3 protein-coding genes are annotated in these 18,644 nt (G+C 44.1%); all 3 read left to right on the forward strand.

Annotation, left to right across the window (positions count from 1 at the left end):
- The first annotated feature begins 220 nt into the window (after positions 1-220).
- Positions 221-10,273 carry a type I polyketide synthase gene (locus LEP1GSC050_RS17140; RefSeq protein ID WP_010568982.1) on the forward strand — a complete coding sequence of 3,351 codons (10,053 nt, stop codon included), beginning with the start codon at positions 221-223 and terminating at the stop codon, positions 10,271-10,273.
- A gap of 7 nt (positions 10,274-10,280) precedes the next feature.
- Complete coding sequence (locus LEP1GSC050_RS17145) at positions 10,281-16,220, forward strand: carboxyl transferase domain-containing protein (protein ID WP_010568983.1); 5,940 nt, start codon at positions 10,281-10,283, stop codon at positions 16,218-16,220.
- 301 nt (positions 16,221-16,521) lie between these two features.
- The gene (locus LEP1GSC050_RS17150) at positions 16,522-18,579 is read left to right on the forward strand and encodes an AMP-dependent synthetase/ligase (RefSeq protein ID WP_010568984.1); all 2,058 of its coding nucleotides are present in this window, start codon (positions 16,522-16,524) and stop codon (positions 18,577-18,579) included.
- Positions 18,580-18,644 lie beyond the last annotated feature (65 nt).

The following is an 18,644-nucleotide window of genomic DNA, read 5'->3' on the forward strand; positions in this document are numbered from 1 at the left end:
TAACCTTTAATTTCCGGGCCGTCGGAAATTAAAGGTATTATATTTTCTTGAACGAATCGGCTATCGAAGGTTATTTAGCCGAGACGTTCAAAGTTTTTTAATTCAAACTGATTGACTCGAATCAGGCGCAGATTTAATCCAGGATTATATCGAAAGGAATCCTAATATAATATTATTAATAAATAATATTATATTAGGGCTTCAGGAAAGGTGATTAGTGATGAAAGCTACGGAGAATAAAGAGAGACGGGAAGATATGACTATGCGGGAAGATGCGAGGGACGTAGTCCGAAATTTTCTGCCGGAGGATGTGCGAATAAGCGTATTGTTTGCCGGCCAGGGTAATAATCCATTACCCGAATTGATGTCATTATACGAAACGGAGGGAGACGGATCGGAATTCTTCCAACGACTTTATTCGACCTTAGGAACCTGTATGTCTCAGGTTCAGAAAGAAGGATCTGGCTTCCTGTTTCCCGAAGGCTTTGACTTGCGTACTTGGCTGCTTGATCCGGACGCCGTTCCGAAGGATTTGATCCAAAAGTCCTCTTTATATAGTGTTCCTCTCGTGTTCGCGGCTCAGGCCGGAAATTTATTCAGATTTCTTAGAAACGAATCGGATTGGAAAATGTTTCGTTCAAAGACTGCCGGAATTTACGGGCATTCCCAAGGGATATTTGCCGGGCTTCTACTATCCTCTTCTCCTAATCGGGAAATCTTTCTGGATAATTTTGAAAAAACCTTTTCCGCACTTTTTTTCCTGATATTTCGCGCACAAATCGTCTACCCGGAAATGGATGTGGATCCTGAAGTCCTTCGACGATTCGCAAAAAAAGGGGAGATTCCTTTTCCTATGGCTCAGATGCGATTTTCCGAGCAAGTTGATTCATTGCAGGAAGTATTATATAATTATAATACTTTTGTCGATTCTTCTGATAGGGTTTTTCTTTGTCTGATAAACGGTCCCAGTGATCGGGTTTTCGGCGGCTCTCCCGAGGCATTATTAAAGTTTAGAGATTATCTATCTAGATCCGGACACGATGGCGTGAGGACTTGGAATTTTATCAGCGCCTCCATCCCGTTTCATTCTCCGTTCCTCGTTGAAGTGCCTAAAATGGTCGAAGCCGATTTTGCTAGGATCGGATTTTCACCTAGGCTGCAAGATCTGGAAATCGCCCTTTATGATACGCGTAAAGGAGAAGATATGAGAACTTTATCCTCGACGACGAACTTGGCCAACGACTTGGCTTCGATGGTTGCTCATGATCTATTGGATTGGAATCGAACTCTTTCTTCTCTTATCGGGAGTGAGGGAAAGCAACTTCTCTTATCATTTGGTCCCGGTAATTTTGTAGAAAAGCTGTCCGCGCCTTTCTTAAAAGGCCGTTCATTCTTGGTAAAGAACCTTACACAGGAGGAGCGCTTTCGTGCCTTTCTCAAATCCGATTCTTTTTCATTTCCGCTAGATTGGAAAGACTATGCGGTGACATTCGGCAAACTGGCCGATGGACGGGAGTTCCCTCTAAATAGATATTCCCGATGGACAGGACGTCCTCCCGTATTCGGAGGAGGAATGACCCCATCCACTGTGGAACCTGAGATAGTCATAGCCGCCGCAAAAGAAGGTTATGTAGTCGAATGGGCCGGAGGAGGACAAGTAACGGAGGAACTTTTTAGAAAGCGATTGGAGTTGATCCGTCAAGAGCTTCCACCCGGAAAAGGAATCATAGTTAACCTCCTTTATCTTGACGCTTATCTTTGGAATCTTCAAGTTCCGCTTGTCAAGAAATGCAAATCGGAAGGAGCCCCGATCGACGGAGTAACGATCTCTGCAGGCATTCCGGAACCGGACGAAGCGGTTAGACTTTTGGAGGAATTTTCCTCGTTAGGAATTTGGTTAAATTCGTTTAAACCCGGCACTGTAGATCAAATTCAAAAAGTATTAAGGATTGCTGATAAAGTTCCGCATATCACTTTCATGATGCAGATTGAAGGCGGAGCGGCAGGTGGACATCATAGCTGGGAAGATTTGGAGGACCTGGTCCAAAGCACTTACGGAGAAATTCGAAAAAGATCGAATCTGATTCTCGCGGTAGGCGGAGGAATCGGGTCGCCGGAAGATTCAGCATTATGGCTATCCGGAGACTGGGATCCCAAGAATAAAAAGCCCGTGGACGCTGTCTTTCTCGGGACTCGATTGATGGCCGCGAAGGAATGTAAAACCTCGCTTGCGATTAAGAAAGAATTAGTCAGAAAATCCGGCGATGCGGACTGGCTAAAAACGAAAGAAGGAAAAGATGTCGGTGGAGTCGTATCCGGAAAATCGGGATTAGGAGCGGACATATATTATGCTTCTAATACTTGGACAAAGCTTTCGGAGTTGGCCGAAAAAATTACGAAAGGGAAGGAGCCGAAAGAGGCTAGGCGGAACGTTTTGGATCATAAGGCGGAATTGATAGAACTAATCAATCGGACCGCCAAACCGTACTTTGGCGACATTGATGCCATGAGTTACAACGACGTACTGGAAAGGTTCGTAGAACTGACGTGTCCTGGGGAACGACTTCGGTCAAGTGAAGGCGACTGGCCGGATCATCCGTTTATCGATTTTAGTTTTCGGACCCGCTTGCAAGAACTCTTCTTACGTTTTGAGGGAAGGCTCTTATTTCCGGTTAAGGAAGTAGAATCTTTGCTTCAGCGAATCGAGGATTTAGACGATCCGAATGCATTCTTGATTCGTTGGAGAAAAACCTATCCGATCGGAAACGATCTGTTCATACTTCCGGAAGATCGCGAATTTTTCTTGGAAGTTTGTAAGCGTCCCGGAAAGCCCGTAAACTTTATTCCGATTTTGGATGAGGATCTAGTGCGTTGGATTCGATCGGACTCTCTTTGGTATTCGCATTGTATCGATATGGATCCGAATTCCTGTCCATGGATTCCGGGTCCTAGGGCATTAGTAGGTTTGTTAAAGGAAAACGAGCCTGTCTCGGAGATTCTGAAAAGTTTCGTGAATGGTTTAAAATCCGAGGTAGAGCCGATTAAGATCGAACTTTGGAAGGAGTTCCTGCCTCGGAAGAATTCGGAACCTCTCCAAGGAGTAGAATTTATTCGATCGGAAAGTAAGACGGAAGCGTTTTTACCATCGTTAGAATTCGTTCAAAAAGAAACTTGGATCGCTTTTTTAAGTCGACAAGGCGAAGGAATGATCTCGGCTCTCTTGGCCTGCGCTAGGATTAATGGAAAAGTTTCCGACATACCTGATTGGTTTTCACCAAGCTTGTGCAGAAAGTTTTCCTGGCGGGTTGCGGATTCCGGCGAACTTATTGAGCTATGCGCTTATAAAGAAGGAGACACCTTGCCGTCCGTCACTCTTCGCCTACTGGGGAAAAAATCCGCGGAGCTGACTCTTTTCTTCTCTCACCCGCAAGATCACGATTATATTCCTTTTAATAGAAGATTTACGGCCGTGGATGAGCCTGACGTTCTATTTTTGGAAGATGGAGAATTCCGTTCCGAATCGATCCGTTCTTTCTATTCAACTGTTTGGAAATTGGGGAACCATCAAGAATTCGCACATTCCATTCAATTTCCATTATATTCAAACGGTTCTTACAAGGAGAAAAAAAATGAAAGGGCAATTGAACGGAGCGAGATCGTAGATTTCCGAAAGGCGACTAACGATTATTTTAGAAAAGATTTCGAGGAAGGGCGCGACCTTTTTTCGTCTTTGTCCATGGGAGCGGTTTTCGCTTGGAAAGAAATCATCGGGCCTTTGTTCTCGTTCCCGAAAGCGGATTTATTCCGTCTTTTACATCTCTCCCAGAATTTCACTTGGAAACCCTCGGCTGCCGGTTTGAAAGTAGGCGATCTCATATCATCCTCGGCTCGAATTTCCAGCGTGGAAAAACTTGCCGATGCAACCGCAGTTTACGTGTCGGGAGAAATTTGGAATCGCGAGGTTAGTGTTGCAAGTTTCGAGACGGGCTTTTTACTGCGCGGATTACGGGTGGATTTTGCGAGTTTCGATTCTAGGCAGAAGGAAGAAGGCATTCTCGTTTCCTCGCTTGCCAAAGCTGACGTTCTTAGGCAAATATCCTGGATTCGGAAGAAAAGCGATTCGACGGAAATCCTGCAAGGCGACGTCTTACGATTTCAGACTCAAAAACGGTTATCGGTTTCGGAGGGAAAGGAAACTCGACATGAAATCGAAGGAATCGTTTATCGGATCGATAAGCTAGGAAATAAATCAATATATGCCGATTTTATTATAAATGAAAAAACGGTCGGAACCGAAACTTCCTCCTTAGATCGAATTTTTCAGGTCTTTGAATCGGCGGACTCTCCGATTCCTTTGAAGAAAAAATATAAGCTCGTATCCGAAGTATTTCGGGCGCCTAACGATATGAGCTCATACTCCGCCGCTTCGCAAGATGCGAATCCGATTCATACGGATCCGAATTTTGCCCGTTTCGGAGGTTGGGAAAGACCTATCGTTCACGGACTCTGGACTTCTTCCCAGGTGACGAACATACTCGTTAGATTTGCTTGTGGCGGAGATTCGTCCAGACTAGTTTCTTTGAAGGAAACCTTCGAGGCTCCGGTTTATCTAAACGAAGAATTACGTTTGGATGCATTTCACGTAGCACAATCCTCGGGGAATCAGGTCATTGAAATCTCCCTTCAATCTAAAAACGGTGAGACTAAATTGAAGGCGGAGGCGCTCGTTTCTCCGGCTAAAACCTCCTACGTGTTTACGGGGCAAGGTTCCCAATCTCAGGGAATGGGAATGAAACTTCTGGAGGAGTTCCCCGAAGCTAGAGAAATTTGGACGCAAGCGGAGCATACTGCAAATTCCGAATTGGGATTCTCTTTACTGGAGATAGTGCGCAATAATCCGACTTCGATTCGGTGCGGCGGGAGAGATTGGGTTCACCCAAAAGGAGTTCTACACTTAACGCAATTTACTCAAGTAGCCTTGGTTGCAAAATCCCTAGCGGACTGGGCTATTCTGAAAAAAAGAGGGTATTTAGTACCTGATTCGCCGTTTGCAGGTCATTCCTTAGGAGAATTTTCCGCGTTGGCGGCCAGAGGATTTATCGGTTCTGAAAACGTATTTAAAATCGTATACAATCGCGGTTTTACTATGCAAAGACTGGTTCCGAGGGATGCGGCGGGAAAAAGTAATTATGCGATGAGCGTGGTTCTAGGAAACCGTCACGTAGGGTTGAACGAAGCTAAGATATTGGAGTTGGTAAACGAATCTAAAAAAGAAACAGGTCTTCATTTAGAAGTAGTAAATTATAATATTCGAGATAAGCAATATTCTGTAACGGGCCATATCGAAGCATTGGAATTGCTGGAGGCGAAATCCAAAAAATTCGCTAAGGGTAAAAAAACTACGATTAGATTGGAAGGGATAGATGTACCGTTCCATTCGCGTATATTATTTTCAGGCGTTCCGGATTTCCGCGCTACCTTAGAGCAGAATATTCCCTCCGATTTGCCCTTACGGGATCTGGACGGGAAATACATTCCGAATTTAGTCGCTATTCCGTTCAGCGTATCGAAAGAGTTCCTTCAAACGTTGATGGATGTCTCGGGAAGCGAATATATCTCGGCTCTTTTAAAGAAGAATCCCGAAGAATTGGATTCAAACGAAGTTAGACGAACGATCTTAATCGAACTATTGGCATATCAATTTGCTATGCCGGTGCAATGGATTCGGACTCAGGAAGTGTTCTTCGGAGAACTCGGAATCAATCGTTTAATCGACGTCGGAGCAAGGGGAGATCTGTCCGGAATGGCAAGGCAAACTCTGAAAGACCGGACGGACTCTTCCAAATTTCAAATTCTTCATTTGGAAGAGAACAGGGATGAAGTTTTTTACGAGAAAGAGGATGTTCCCGACGCAGAATGGAGCGTTCAAATCGAAGAAGCCGAATCGCTTCCCGAGGAATCGAAATCGTCCACCTCTGTGGAACATAACGTATCCGTTCCGCCAGTTGTTAAAGAAGAGGTTATCATCGCCTCGCATAACGGTTCTTCTTTAGAAATCCCGAATGTAACTCTGGATCGAAAGGATGCACTCTTCTCCCTTCTATCGCTGAAAGCGGGAGTTCGCGTGGACGAAATTTCCGAATCCGGGACCGTCGACGATCTATTCGGGGGAAACTCCTCGAAACGAAATCAAGCGCTCGCGGATATCGGTTCCGAATTCAGAACAAACGCCTTAGAAGGTGCACACGAAAAGCCTTTGAAAGATTTCATCCAAGTACTTGCGGATCGGATGCCGTACGAGCAACCGGGCCCTTACTTGCGAAGTGCGTTTGAAGAGACCGTAAAGAAATTCTTCCCTCCTGAATTCGGACGAAAAGAAATCTTTCAACACTTGAAAGAAGAACGAATGTTAAGTGAAGGCGGAGTCTTTGCCGTAAGCATTTATCTACCTTTGGCGGCCAGGGATGGAGAATCTCTCGGAAAAGGAGCTTTGAGTTCGATCGGACTCAAAAGCAGACTTACCGGTGCAAAAGAATCCGTGCGTTGGCTGGATCAGGCCGTGGATCTTTTCTCCTCATGGAAAAAAGTCCAAATTCCCAAAAGATCGGCTTTTTCAAGTAGCGGAGGAGGCGGAGCGAAAGTGGACGCAGCGGCGTTAGAGGCTTTGGAAAGGAAATACTTCGGTCTCGAAGGAGCTTTTGCAAAATCAATACGAGACTTGAGAAGACGTCTTTTGGAAGACGACCCATATTCGGAATATTTAATTCACGATTTGAGTAAGATCGAAGAAGGTCGCTCCGTTCTCGACAAAAGCGAAAATCGAATTCTTCCCATTTTCTCCGAAAAGAAAATCGTTTCTTTCAAAAATTCCCACCAATGGGCGAAGAAGAGAATTTTAGCTATCGCGGCACAATTTTTAAAAGGTGAAATTCGGGAATTTTCCAAAGAAGACACACTCTATTTCGGCAATCATTCCGACTCCGAAATTCTGGATATTTTGGAATATTGGAAAGTTGCCTTCGGGAAAAAGGCCGACAAATCCGTTTTATCGGACGAGAGGAAAAGGTTTGAAAACGCTAACCTGCAATTTTCGAGATTAAAGGATCGCCTTTCCGAAAGAATCGACGAATCTCCGATCTTTGTGTATCCTCGAGTTGTCCACCGACCGGATTTGAGAGATGGGGAAAACGGTTCATTGGTCTGCGACGACGAAGAAGTAGAACTAAATCCGGCAGTCAGTTATTCAAGATTCTCATTTCTGGAATCCAGCGAAGACTTCGGGTCGACTTTCGAAAGAAACGAAGCGGGAACTAAAGAATATTCGAAAATTCTAAATGATCTTTGTCTAACCGGAATTTCGTTTTCAGGAAAGAAAGTCTTGGTCACCGGCGCGGGCCCCGGATCCATCGCTTCGGAAATAGTAAAAGCCTTTTTATTGGGAGGTGCGGATGTAGTCCTGACTACCAGTTCCTATTCTTCGGATAGAATCGGGTTTTATAAAAAACTGTATCAGAGATACGGCGCGAAAAATTCTTCCCTTCAAGTCGTTCCTTTTTCACAGGGATCATTTGCGGACATTCGTTCTCTTGCTGATTGGCTGGATTCTAAAAACTGGATTCCTGATTTTCTATTTCCATTTGCTGCAATCGGAGAAGAAAATACGGCTTCGGCCTTGGACGATACTTCTCTTCTTTCGATAAGGATAATGCTTGTCGGAGTCGAAAAATTGATCGGGGAACTGGGTAAGCGAAGAGTGAATTTCGACGATGCGGAACATAAACTCAACGTTATCCTACCCTTGTCTCCGAATCACGGGATATTCGGTAGGGATGGAATGTATGCCGAGACGAAACTCGGCTTAGAAACTTTGTTCCGTAAGAAATTTTCGGAAGCTGCCGATTGGGGGCGATCCGTACGGATACTCGGAGGAGTTATCGGATGGGTGCGCGGAACCGGCCTTATGGAAGCCAACGATTTATTGGCTCCTATTTTAGAAGACCAAACGGGAATGCGAACCTTCTCGCGTTCCGAAATGGGATTTTTACTAATCGGTTTAGCCGGCTGGAGTATGCGGAACGGCTCGCTGGAGGTCGTGAAGGCGGATCTAACGGGAAATTTACGGGATGTAAAAAATCTAGGAGAACGTCTGGCTAAGATTCGTGCTGAAATAATCGCTCGTAACAAACATACGACGGAAATCCAAAACATAAGCTCGACATTGTATCCGACTCGCCCCGTTAGAAAGGTTAAGCCTATTCCGAAACAAGGCTTGGCGTTTCCGGAAGCCCCAAATGCAACGGACTTGGAGGAATTTAAACAAACCATTAAAACCGATCTAAGTAAATTGGTCTGCGTCGTCGGATACTCCGAACTCGGTCCGGGTGGGAGTTCACTCACTCGTTGGGACTTGGAAAAATTCGGAACTCTATCTCTGGAAGCGAGTTTGGAGATGGCTTGGATGATGGGCTATATTCAATATCGTACCGGAGAAAAGGGTAAGGTCTGGACTGATGTGAAAACGGGAGAAGAAATTCAGGAGTGGGAAGTTAAGGAGAAGTATGAAAGCGAAATCCTAAAGCACTCGGGGATTAGAATCGTAGAGGTTAAAAGTTCAGGATTTGATCCGACGGAGATTTCCGTATTCGCCGACGTGGTATTGGAGGAAGACTTTTACATTCCAGTATCGAGTTCGGAAGAGGCGGAAGAATTCCGAAAAGCCGAACCGGAAATTACGGAGATCTACAATAATCAAAAATCCGAAAAATGGTTCATTAAAAGGAAAAAAGGATCCGTATTAAAAATTCGTAAAGCGTCGGCGATCAACAGAAAAATCGCCGGTCAAATCCCCGACGGTTGGGACCCGGAAAAATACGGAATTCCTAAAGATCTCATTCGGCAGGTCGATATGATTACGATATTCAATCTGTACTGCACTTGCGAAGCATATTTGCGAGCTGGACTGGATCCGTTCGAACTTTTTGAAACCGTCCATCCTAGTCAAGTCGGGACCACCGTCGGATCGGGTATGGGTGGCATGAAGATGCTAAAACGTCTATTCCTGGATTATCGTTTGGGAGATGAAAGACAACATGACGCGCTTCAGGAGGCGTTGATCAACGTCACTGCTGCCTGGGCAGTTACCTCCTACGCCGGAATTTACGGAACGATGCAAACGCCCGTTGCAGCCTGTGCGACAGGCGGGATTTCAATTGAACTTGCTAGAGACACGATACTTTCGGGAAAGGCGAAATTTATGATCGCAGGAGCATTCGACGATATTGCGGAAGAAAGCATGATCGGCTTTGGAGATATGAATGCCACGGCAAATTCGGAAGAAATGGCCGAACATGGAATCGAACCTTCTAGCATTTGCAGACCGAACGATATTCGTAGAAACGGTTTTTTGGAATCGCAAGGAGGAGGGATTATTCTTCTATCAAGAGGAGATATCGCTCTGCAGATGGGGTTGCCGGTATACGGAATCGTAGGCTTTGCTGCATCTCGTACGGACGGTATTCAATCTTCGATTCCGGCTCCTGGAATCGGACTTCTTTCCTTGGCAGCGGATTCAGAAACCGAGTCTTCTCCTCTAAAGGAAGCGTTGTTAGATTTCGGATTAAGCGCGGACGATATCGCTTTAGTATATAAACATGATACGTCTACGAAAGCGAATGATAAGAACGAAAATAGGCTTTTGCATACTCTGATGCGAAAATTGGGAAGAACACCTGGCAATTCTCTCGCAGTCGTTTCTCAAAAATCTCTGACCGGGCATCCGAAGGCCGGCGCGGCAGTTTGGCAAACGATAGGGCTTCTTCAATCCTTAGAGGAAGGAGTGATCTCGGGAAATCGTAATTTGGAGGACGTAGATTCGGATATGAACGTCTACTCTTCGCTTAGCTTTACCGACGAGACGATATCCTTCGGAAAAAATTTCTGGAAAGCCGGAATGTTAAGTACATTAGGTTTCGGTCATATAGGAGCTTTAGTTCTACTGCTGCATCGTAATTTCTTTTGGGTCTCTTTGAATGAGGACGAGAAGCGAGAATATCTGAAATTGCGAAAAAAAAGGGAAAACTATGCGGGTCGTCGCTATAACGAAATACGTTTAGGCACGGGCGTTAATCTCTACGAAAAGAAAACCCATTCCTTTGTGGAATCCGATCAGGAAGAATCCGTTCTTCTGGATGCATCTTTCAGAGTCGCTGCACAGTCTACCGAACATTTCTTGGAAGAATCGAAGGAACATAAAAGCGCAGGGATAAGAAGTTGAGGATTTTATGAATAGTGAAGAAAAGATGAATATAGATTATATATGTGATTTTTCTGATATAGAATCCTTTCGCGAATTATTCAGAACGAAGAATAAAAGTTTATCGGATACCGTCAGAAACCGCAGGGAACGGGAAGGAAGACTTCAGAAAGTCCTTATCGCAAATAGAGGGGAGATCGCAAAACGATTCTTTTTGGCTTTGCATGAGGAGGGAATTCGATCCGTTGCGGTAGTCGCAGATCAGGATCGCGGGCAGTCTTGGTTTGAATTTGCGGACGAAGTGATCTATATCGGAGAGGCTAAGAATTACGCAAATATTCCGGCGATTTGTGCCGCCATTTTGGAAAGCGGTGCAAACGCGGTTTATCCAGGATACGGTTTTCTGTCCGAAAACTATCACTTTGTAGACCGTCTACGGGAGATTGAAAAATTCTACGGGCATGAAATTATTTTCATGGGGCCTAAAGCATCCGTTATGCGAAGCGTCGGAAACAAATTGGATGCGCGAAACCTAGCGATTCAGAATGGAATTCCCCTTTTTCAGGGATCCGGTTCGATAACCGGTTTGGAAGAAGCGGAATCGGAGGCGAAGCGGATCGGTTTTCCGGTAATTTTGAAATTAGACGCGGGGGGTGGTGGAAAAGGAATGATCGTGATACGTTCGATCGAAGAACTTCCTCCAGCGATCGAGAGCGCCGTTCGTATCGGTAGGAATTCCTACGGAAATGATACTTTCTATTTAGAAAAATATATAGAGCATCCTGCCCATTTTGAAGTGCAGATATTTAACGGCGTTGCGGTCGGTATAAGGAAATGTGCCGTTCAAAGAAGAAACCAAAAGATCATCGAAGAATCGGGAGAATCTTTCTTACCTCCTAACACTCAATTGCAGTTACTCTCGAGCGCGGAAAAGTTAGCGAGTATCTCCGGTTATTCCGAACGTTGCGGCGCGGGAACTGTGGAGTTCCTATTGGATCGGCAGACGGGGCAATTCGGATTTTTGGAAATGAATACAAGGTTGCAGGTCGAATACGCCGTCACCGATCAATCCTTGGGAATAGATTTAGCCAAATGGCAGATATTTCTCTTTGACGAGAGGGAACAAAAGATTCCCTACCATAGCGTGTTACGGATGAGATTTAGAGAGAGGGATCATTCCATCCAATGTAGAATCTATGCCGAGGATCCGTATCAAAATTACTCTCCGTCTCCGGGAAAAATACGAGAACTAGAGCTTCCTACGTTCAACGGCATCCGCTGCGATTTTGGATTTAAGAAGGGCGACGTCATACCCGGCGATTTCGATCCGATGATCGGAAAACTCGTATCATTCGGAAAAGATCGTTCCGAAGCCCTCTTGAGGATGGAACGAGCGTTAAGCGAATTGTATCTTAGCGGGATTACTTCGAATATCGAACAATTACTTTCAATCGTTAGACATCATCGTTTTATAGAAGGCGACTATGATAATCGCTTGCTCGAGGAATATCCTGAATTAACGACGACGGATCATTCTTTATTCGAGGAATCGGTTATCTTTGCATGCGTAAGCGAAACCTTGAAAAGCAACGGGGAATCCGTTTCGGATGTTTTTAGGAAAAGGGATTTAATAAAAATATTATACACGGACGATTCGAAGGAATCTCCCTATCATTACAAAGTCTGGATCGATGAAACTTCCTACCATATATTTCTATTAAGGATCGGTTTGAGGGAATTTCTTGTAGGAGGAGATTCGTTACCTACTCGAAAAATACAAGTTAGCCGCTCCTCGGCAGATGGAAGGCAATTTTTAGCCGAATCGAACGGAAGATCCGTTTCTGTCAGAATCGACGCGAAACCGAACTTCCATTTAATTCGGTTTTCCGGTTCTAGCGGTAAATTGCATTATTCCCGGCTTAGGATAGCCTCGGAGGACCAAAAGGAAAACGGTGATGAACAGGGAGTCTTGCGTTCTCCGTTTCAAGGTACGTTTGTAAAACTTTTCGACGATCCTAAGACTAAAAAAACTTGGGCAGAAGGCAGTGTCATTAAGCAGGGGGATCCTCTTTTAGTTATTTCCGCTATGAAGATGGAGACGATTTTGAAATCTCCAGCGGACGGCGTCGTAAGTTATTTAATTGAAAACGGGAACTTAAGTAAATTAGTCCGAGGCGCGACCGCGGCGGGACAGGTCCTAGGGAAAAGTTTTTCCGAAGGAGAAGTTCTCGCAAAAATTCGTTCGGAGATTCATACCGAAGAAATCACCTCCGGAAATTCGACCGGAATTGATCGGTCCATTGCTGCGGATCGATCGTTTATGGAACAATGGAACAAAATTCCCAAAGCGCCGGAAGATCAACATTCTTTAACTCATGCTCAGAATCTTGAAACTGGAAAACAAAGGAAGGAACTCTTAAGAATTCTATATTCTCTTATTCTAGGATTCTCCGGCGGCTCAGAAACCGAAGCAAAAATCGCAAATCTATTCAATGCGATGGATGCTTCTAAAATAGCGAAGGAAAGTAAGGAAGCAGAAGAGTGGGCCGAACTGCTAGCCTTTTTATTGAAATATGTAGTCTTAATTCGGCGATTATTCTCTTCCGATTTCGGATCCTCTCATTCTCACTTCGGTGAACTACAAAGATCCTTATTAAATTGGGATACCGAAGGATTCAAACCTTATAAAGGTACGTCAAGATTGCTCTCCCGAGCCTTTTCTTTCTATGATGTAAAGCCTTGGGTCTCTTTCCGGAGATTGAAAGAGCAGGGGGAGGCGTTCTACTTTATATTGATAGCATATAAGAATTTGATGAATTATCCCGAGCTATACTCGAACATTTTGGAAAAACTATCTTCCTTGTTGCCGGCCTCAAAACTGGTGAATCTACATTTGCACGAACTTCTTGCTCTCGAGGAAAGGGAGAGGGATCCGATGTTCGAAGCGATTGTAAAGCGAATCCTTTCTGTTCGCAAGACCTCCGATTTTAACGCCCCTGAAGGAGTTCGTACATTATCGAAACGAAATATATCAAAATATATCCAATTTATGAAGGATCCTTGGACTTTGGTGTCCGATTCGTCCGCAAATAAAAACGGGTCGCTTTTGGCTTTTAACGAGACTCTTCCTCTAATCCAGGAAAATATTTCGGAAAGAATGCGGTCTACGCTTGATAACAAGCTGGAATACTGGAAAGGTCAGGGGAAAATTTCCAGACTAGATTCGATGACGGAAAACAAATTCCTGTATTCTTTTGAGGTGAAAAACAAAATAGAATACATTTTGTTCTCATTCTTTTCCGCCTCGGCTTTAACGCGAGAATGGAACGAATTAGATCAAGCATTTCATTTTCCTGAACTGGAAAATCAAGCGATTTCGGGAGCCGCCTTATTACGAGCCGCGGATCAGGTTAGACGAGCCAGCTCGTTTCGTTTGGAACTAATTGCGGTCGAATCCGAAACACTTTCCAATGCGCGACGCATTGATCCATCCATAGATTATGAAACTCTAAATCAGACGGCCTCTTCCATGATGGAATTCTTTCTTCAGGGAACGTTCAGTAGTTTAACCCTTGAAATTAACGACAGCAATGCTTTTCTTAATAAGAGATATTCCTTCTTTTTCCGCGATGGAAAGTTACGGATCGATTCCCTCGGTAGGAACGATTTCCGTTTTCCGTATGCCGAAGATTGCGACTCAAAGGACAGAAAGCTTTATGAAAAAGGAAAATGGCCTTTGGAAAGATGGGTCGAGGAAAGCTTTGATCCAGGTAGTTTTAAAGAAGTGTTGCTCGCCGGTCTTGATTTTGATGAAAAAGGAAATTCCGATTCAAGCGAACGGATTCCGATCGGTGCAAAGATTTATATCGGACACATCGCCGGAAGCGAAGCAGTTTTCTTTTTAAAGGATTCTCGAATAGCTGGAGGGGCAACGGGGGATAAAGAAGGGAAAAAATATCTGGCCGGGGCTTATATTGCCTACAGAAAAGATGTACCTTTTTACGTTTGGAACGACGGGGCCGGAGCGAACATTAAGGAAGGAATGGTTTCCTTAAATAGAGCTGCGGAAGGATTCTTTATCAATGCTCTTCTGGCTCATCGTGTGAACGCTAAGGAGTTTCAATCGGCAATCCGTTCACATAATGATTTAGAAGTTCGAAGATTGTGCGATCGGTTGGAGAAGACGCAAAATTTAGGATTTAGAACTTATCAATCGGAAGATCGACCCAAATTCTGTTTTGTAGTTGCAGTCGGCGTCGGCTCTTCCACGGGATTGGACGTCTATGGATCTTCCCAGGCTTCTCTGCAAGTGCTTCTGGACGAAGAACAATCGTATCGGGTTTTGACCGGTGCGGCCGTCATCGAATCAGTGACTGGAGAAACGTTCACGAATTACGAGATCGGCGGGGCCAAGATTATGGGTCGAGGAACCGGAACCGTCGATTTTGTAGCAAACGATAAGTTACATTTAATTTCCTATATTCGTAAAATTCAATCGGTCTTGAAAGAAGTCGAGGATTGTTCCGGAAAATTAAAAATTAAGAATATACAAAAAAATAAAAATTCAAACTTAGCTACGGAGATTATCTCCGAATCGGAGCTGAGGTCGGTATCGGATTCCGGCGAGTTCTTGCCTATCAAAGCGAATTATTCCGGCTCGGAATCGTTAGTTACCGGAATGTTTCGATTCGGAGGGATGCCCATTACTGTCCTGGGGCCTCGGACAGAATTCGGTTTTCATTCCTTTGCTGCCTTGGTGAAGGCCAAAGAAACGTTAAGAATCGCACAAAAAACCGGAACAGGTCTGTTGCTCGTATATGGCAAAAAATGGTTCCGAAGCGAATATATCGAAGATTCCGAATCGTTCCGAGTTCGAAAGGATTTTCAAAAATTATTACAGGAATTTTCGGCACCCCTCCTACATATCGTTAAGGATACTTCGGGAATTTCTATAACGGAACTTTCTTCCGTCGGAGACGCTTGGATTCTCGTGCGTCCGAAGCGACAAAAAAACCGCGGGAACGACGACGTGTTTCGACAAAGTTCCGAAATGGAAAAAGCGGCAACGATCGTAGTAGACACCGACGAAGACGCATATTCTAAAGCCGCCTCCGTTTTTCAATTGATACATAATAGAAATATAATGGATTCAGGTTCGACCCGAAAGGAACCTGGATTACCGGAAGATTCCACAAAATCCTATGATATGCGGCAGTTTTTGGTGGAATCGATTTTAGACTTGGATTCATTCGTGGAATTCTACGCGTCGGATTCGGGGACTAGTCTTATAACCGGCCTCGGCAGGATATTCGGAAGGACGGTCGGTATTATAGCGGATCAACCTAAGGATGGAGGAGCTCCTGACGCCTATGGAACGGATAAATTCCGAGTTTTCATGGAGTTTTTGAATAAGTATGATATTCCTCTCGTTATGCTCTCCGATGCACCAGGTTTTGTGCCTGGAACCAAGCAGGAAAGGTTAAGAATCCAACAAATCGGCGGTGAATCTTTGGATGTTAACGTGCTTTCGCAAAATCCAGTGGTTTCGATCGTACTACGGCAAAATTATGGTGGTCGACAAATACATGCTTTCAGCGGATTTTTGAGGCCGGGGATCTCCTACTACTCTTGGAGTTCGGGAACATTAGCGGTAATGGGGGCATTCTCCGCCTTCGATCTATTTCAAGGAGCCAAGGTAGCCAAATTGAGGGAAGAGGGAAAGACCCTCGAGATAGAGAACCTTCGAAAAGAATTTCTGGATTCATTTAAGCAAAAAGCCCAAGCCTCCAACGACGCATTTAATTCCGGCGTCTTGGATGGAGTATTTGAATCTTTGTCCGAATTAAGAAGCGTAATTCTCGATGGGTTGGATTCTGCGAAAGGGAAGAGAAACGCCTGGATGGAACAAAAGAACGGAAAGTCATCTGGAGAGGTGTTTTCCAAATCAGACGTTCGAGTTCGCGAGTGAACTTTTGCGTAAGCTCCTATCTACTTGATAGACGTTAATACCGCGACCCATCCGTTTTTCTCTCGCCTGTTTGCGGCTAAGATATATTATATATATATAATATATAGATAATGAGATTTATCGGGTGGGATTTTCGCTTTCGAATTTTAGACCGTAGCCGCTTCGTACAAACATTTACTTACCTATAGCCGCTCCGTTCAAGCAATCCGATTGAACCGGAGCTATATTTAGTTCGTTTGGAACAGGCGTTGAATTTGTCTGTTTTAAATATAACAATAATTATGCAAAAAGGTTTAGTTAGATGGAAAACTTAGCTCAATTATTCCAACAGTCTGCTCTTAAGTTCGGCGAAAAAAGCGCATTTCGCTACAAGGATATTCAGAAAAGGCCGACTTTCCTTAGTTACAAAGAGCTTTATGAATCCGGGCTAAGTTTAGCCGAAGCATTGATCGAGTTCGGATTGGAAGCGAAAGAGAATGTTGCGATATTTTCGGACAATCGTGCCGAATGGATGATTACTGATTGTGCAATCATTTTATCCGCGGCAGTTAGCGTTCCACGCGGTTCCGATATAACCGATTCTGAAATCACTTATATAATCAATCATAGCCAGAGTAAGATTATTTTCGTAGAGAATAATAGAGTATTGGAAAAAGTTATAAAACAAAAAAAGAATATAGATCATGAAATAACGTTAATATTGATGCAATCAGATCCCGAACGGAAAGAAGCGCTCGATATGTACGAATTGCTAAGCAAAGGCCGGAAACTGCGAGAGCAAGGAAGTCGAAACGTAGAAGAGCGGGTTTTATCCTTAAAATCGGACGACTTATTCACTATAATTTATACTTCCGGAACCACCGGCCAGCCAAAGGGGGTTCAATTAACCCATTCTAATATGATTTTTCAAGTTCGCTCAGTTTCGCCTATCTTGGAGATAACGGAAAAAGACCGCGCAATCTCTATTTTACCTATCTGGCATATCTTTGAAAGATTTTTGGAATATTGTTTTTTGCATGTCGGCGGAACGACATATTATTCGAACGTTCAGGACTTGAAGCAGAATCTTACGGATTTTAAACCTACGTTTTTCGGCGCTGCTCCTAGAGTTTGGGAGATGATTTGTAACGGTATTCTCGCTAGAATGACCGATCCCGATCGCACTTCGAGATTGGGTCGAATCTTATTTAAATTGGCTTATACTTATTCCGAAAAGAAGAACGAGGCAAAAGCGTTCTTTCTAGGAAACGAACTGGATTTGAAAGGGAGGAGCTCCTTCGCAACGTTTCTAAAAGGGTTACGAATGGCGTTCGAATATTTGTTTTTCGGTCCTTTTACATTGTCTGCGATCTCGTTTCTATGTGCAGCATTGATTCCTTTCGGGTATGCTGCGGAAGAAATCAAAATCTTATTATATACGATCGGCGTGATAGGTCTCTTATTCAATAGTTTCATGCTTGATCAGTTGGTGTTATCGAAAATACGCAAGGATATAGTCGGAGGATTTTTAAAAACATCCGTTTCTGGCGGGGGGGCTTTGCCTAATCGAGTGGATCGGACGCTTAATCATTTAGGAATTCGCTTATTGGAAGGATACGGTATGACGGAAACTTCGCCGGTAATATCCATTAGAAGAACTGACAAATTCGTAATCGGTTCCGTAGGTCATATCTTACCAAAAACTAGACTCCAAATTCGGACCGAAAAGAACGAAGTATTATCGGAAATAGACGAAAACGGAAAGTTTACGAAAGGAAAACCAGGCCAGAAGGGAGTCGTTTTCGCAAGTGGGCCGCATATTATGAAAGGCTATTATAAAAACCCCGACATCACTGCGGACGCACTGAATGCAGGTTGGATGAATACCGGCGATATTGGAATCGTCAGTTACAATCGCACCTTAACCTTAGCCGGCAGGGCAAAAGAAACGATCGTATTGAGAGGGGGAGAAAATGTGGAGCCGGTCCCGATCGAGGCAAAGTTACAGGTTTCCAAGTATATAAGCCAATGTATGGTAATCGGGCAGGATCAGAAAAATTTAGGGGCGATTATAGTTCCCGATTTTGAGTCTCTTATCGGTTGGGCTAAAGAGAATTACATTCCCGTTGATTCCATACAGGAATTGCTTCAAAGAAGGCAGGTTATAGATCTGTATCGCAGCGAAATCAAAGCCCTGAATAACGCGAGAAGCGGCTTCAAATCGTTCGAGCAAGTAACTCCATTTTTATTGATAGTTAAGCCGTTCGAGGTGGGAGATGAGCTAACGAATCTTCTTAAGATGAAACGCGTAACGATAATGGAAAAATACAAGTATCAGATCGAAGAATTATATAAGTCAGGGGAAACAACTAAGGTTTAAATTCGGAATGGTTCTTTAGATAGGGCCATTCCTGCTTTGTTCGTGTATCAGAAATTAGGAGGGGT

Source organism: Leptospira broomii serovar Hurstbridge str. 5399 (assembly GCF_000243715.2).
Lineage (GTDB): Bacteria > Spirochaetota > Leptospiria > Leptospirales > Leptospiraceae > Leptospira_B > Leptospira_B broomii.

Bases quoted from the DNA above. Each gene is read 5' to 3' on its own strand.
- LEP1GSC050_RS17140 (WP_010568982.1), top strand. From the start codon at position 221: ATGAAAGCTACGGAGAATAAAGAGAGACGGGAAGATATGACTATGCGG.
- LEP1GSC050_RS17145 (WP_010568983.1), top strand. From the start codon at position 10,281: ATGAATAGTGAAGAAAAGATGAATATAGATTATATATGTGATTTTTCT.
- LEP1GSC050_RS17150 (WP_010568984.1), top strand. From the start codon at position 16,522: ATGGAAAACTTAGCTCAATTATTCCAACAGTCTGCTCTTAAGTTCGGC.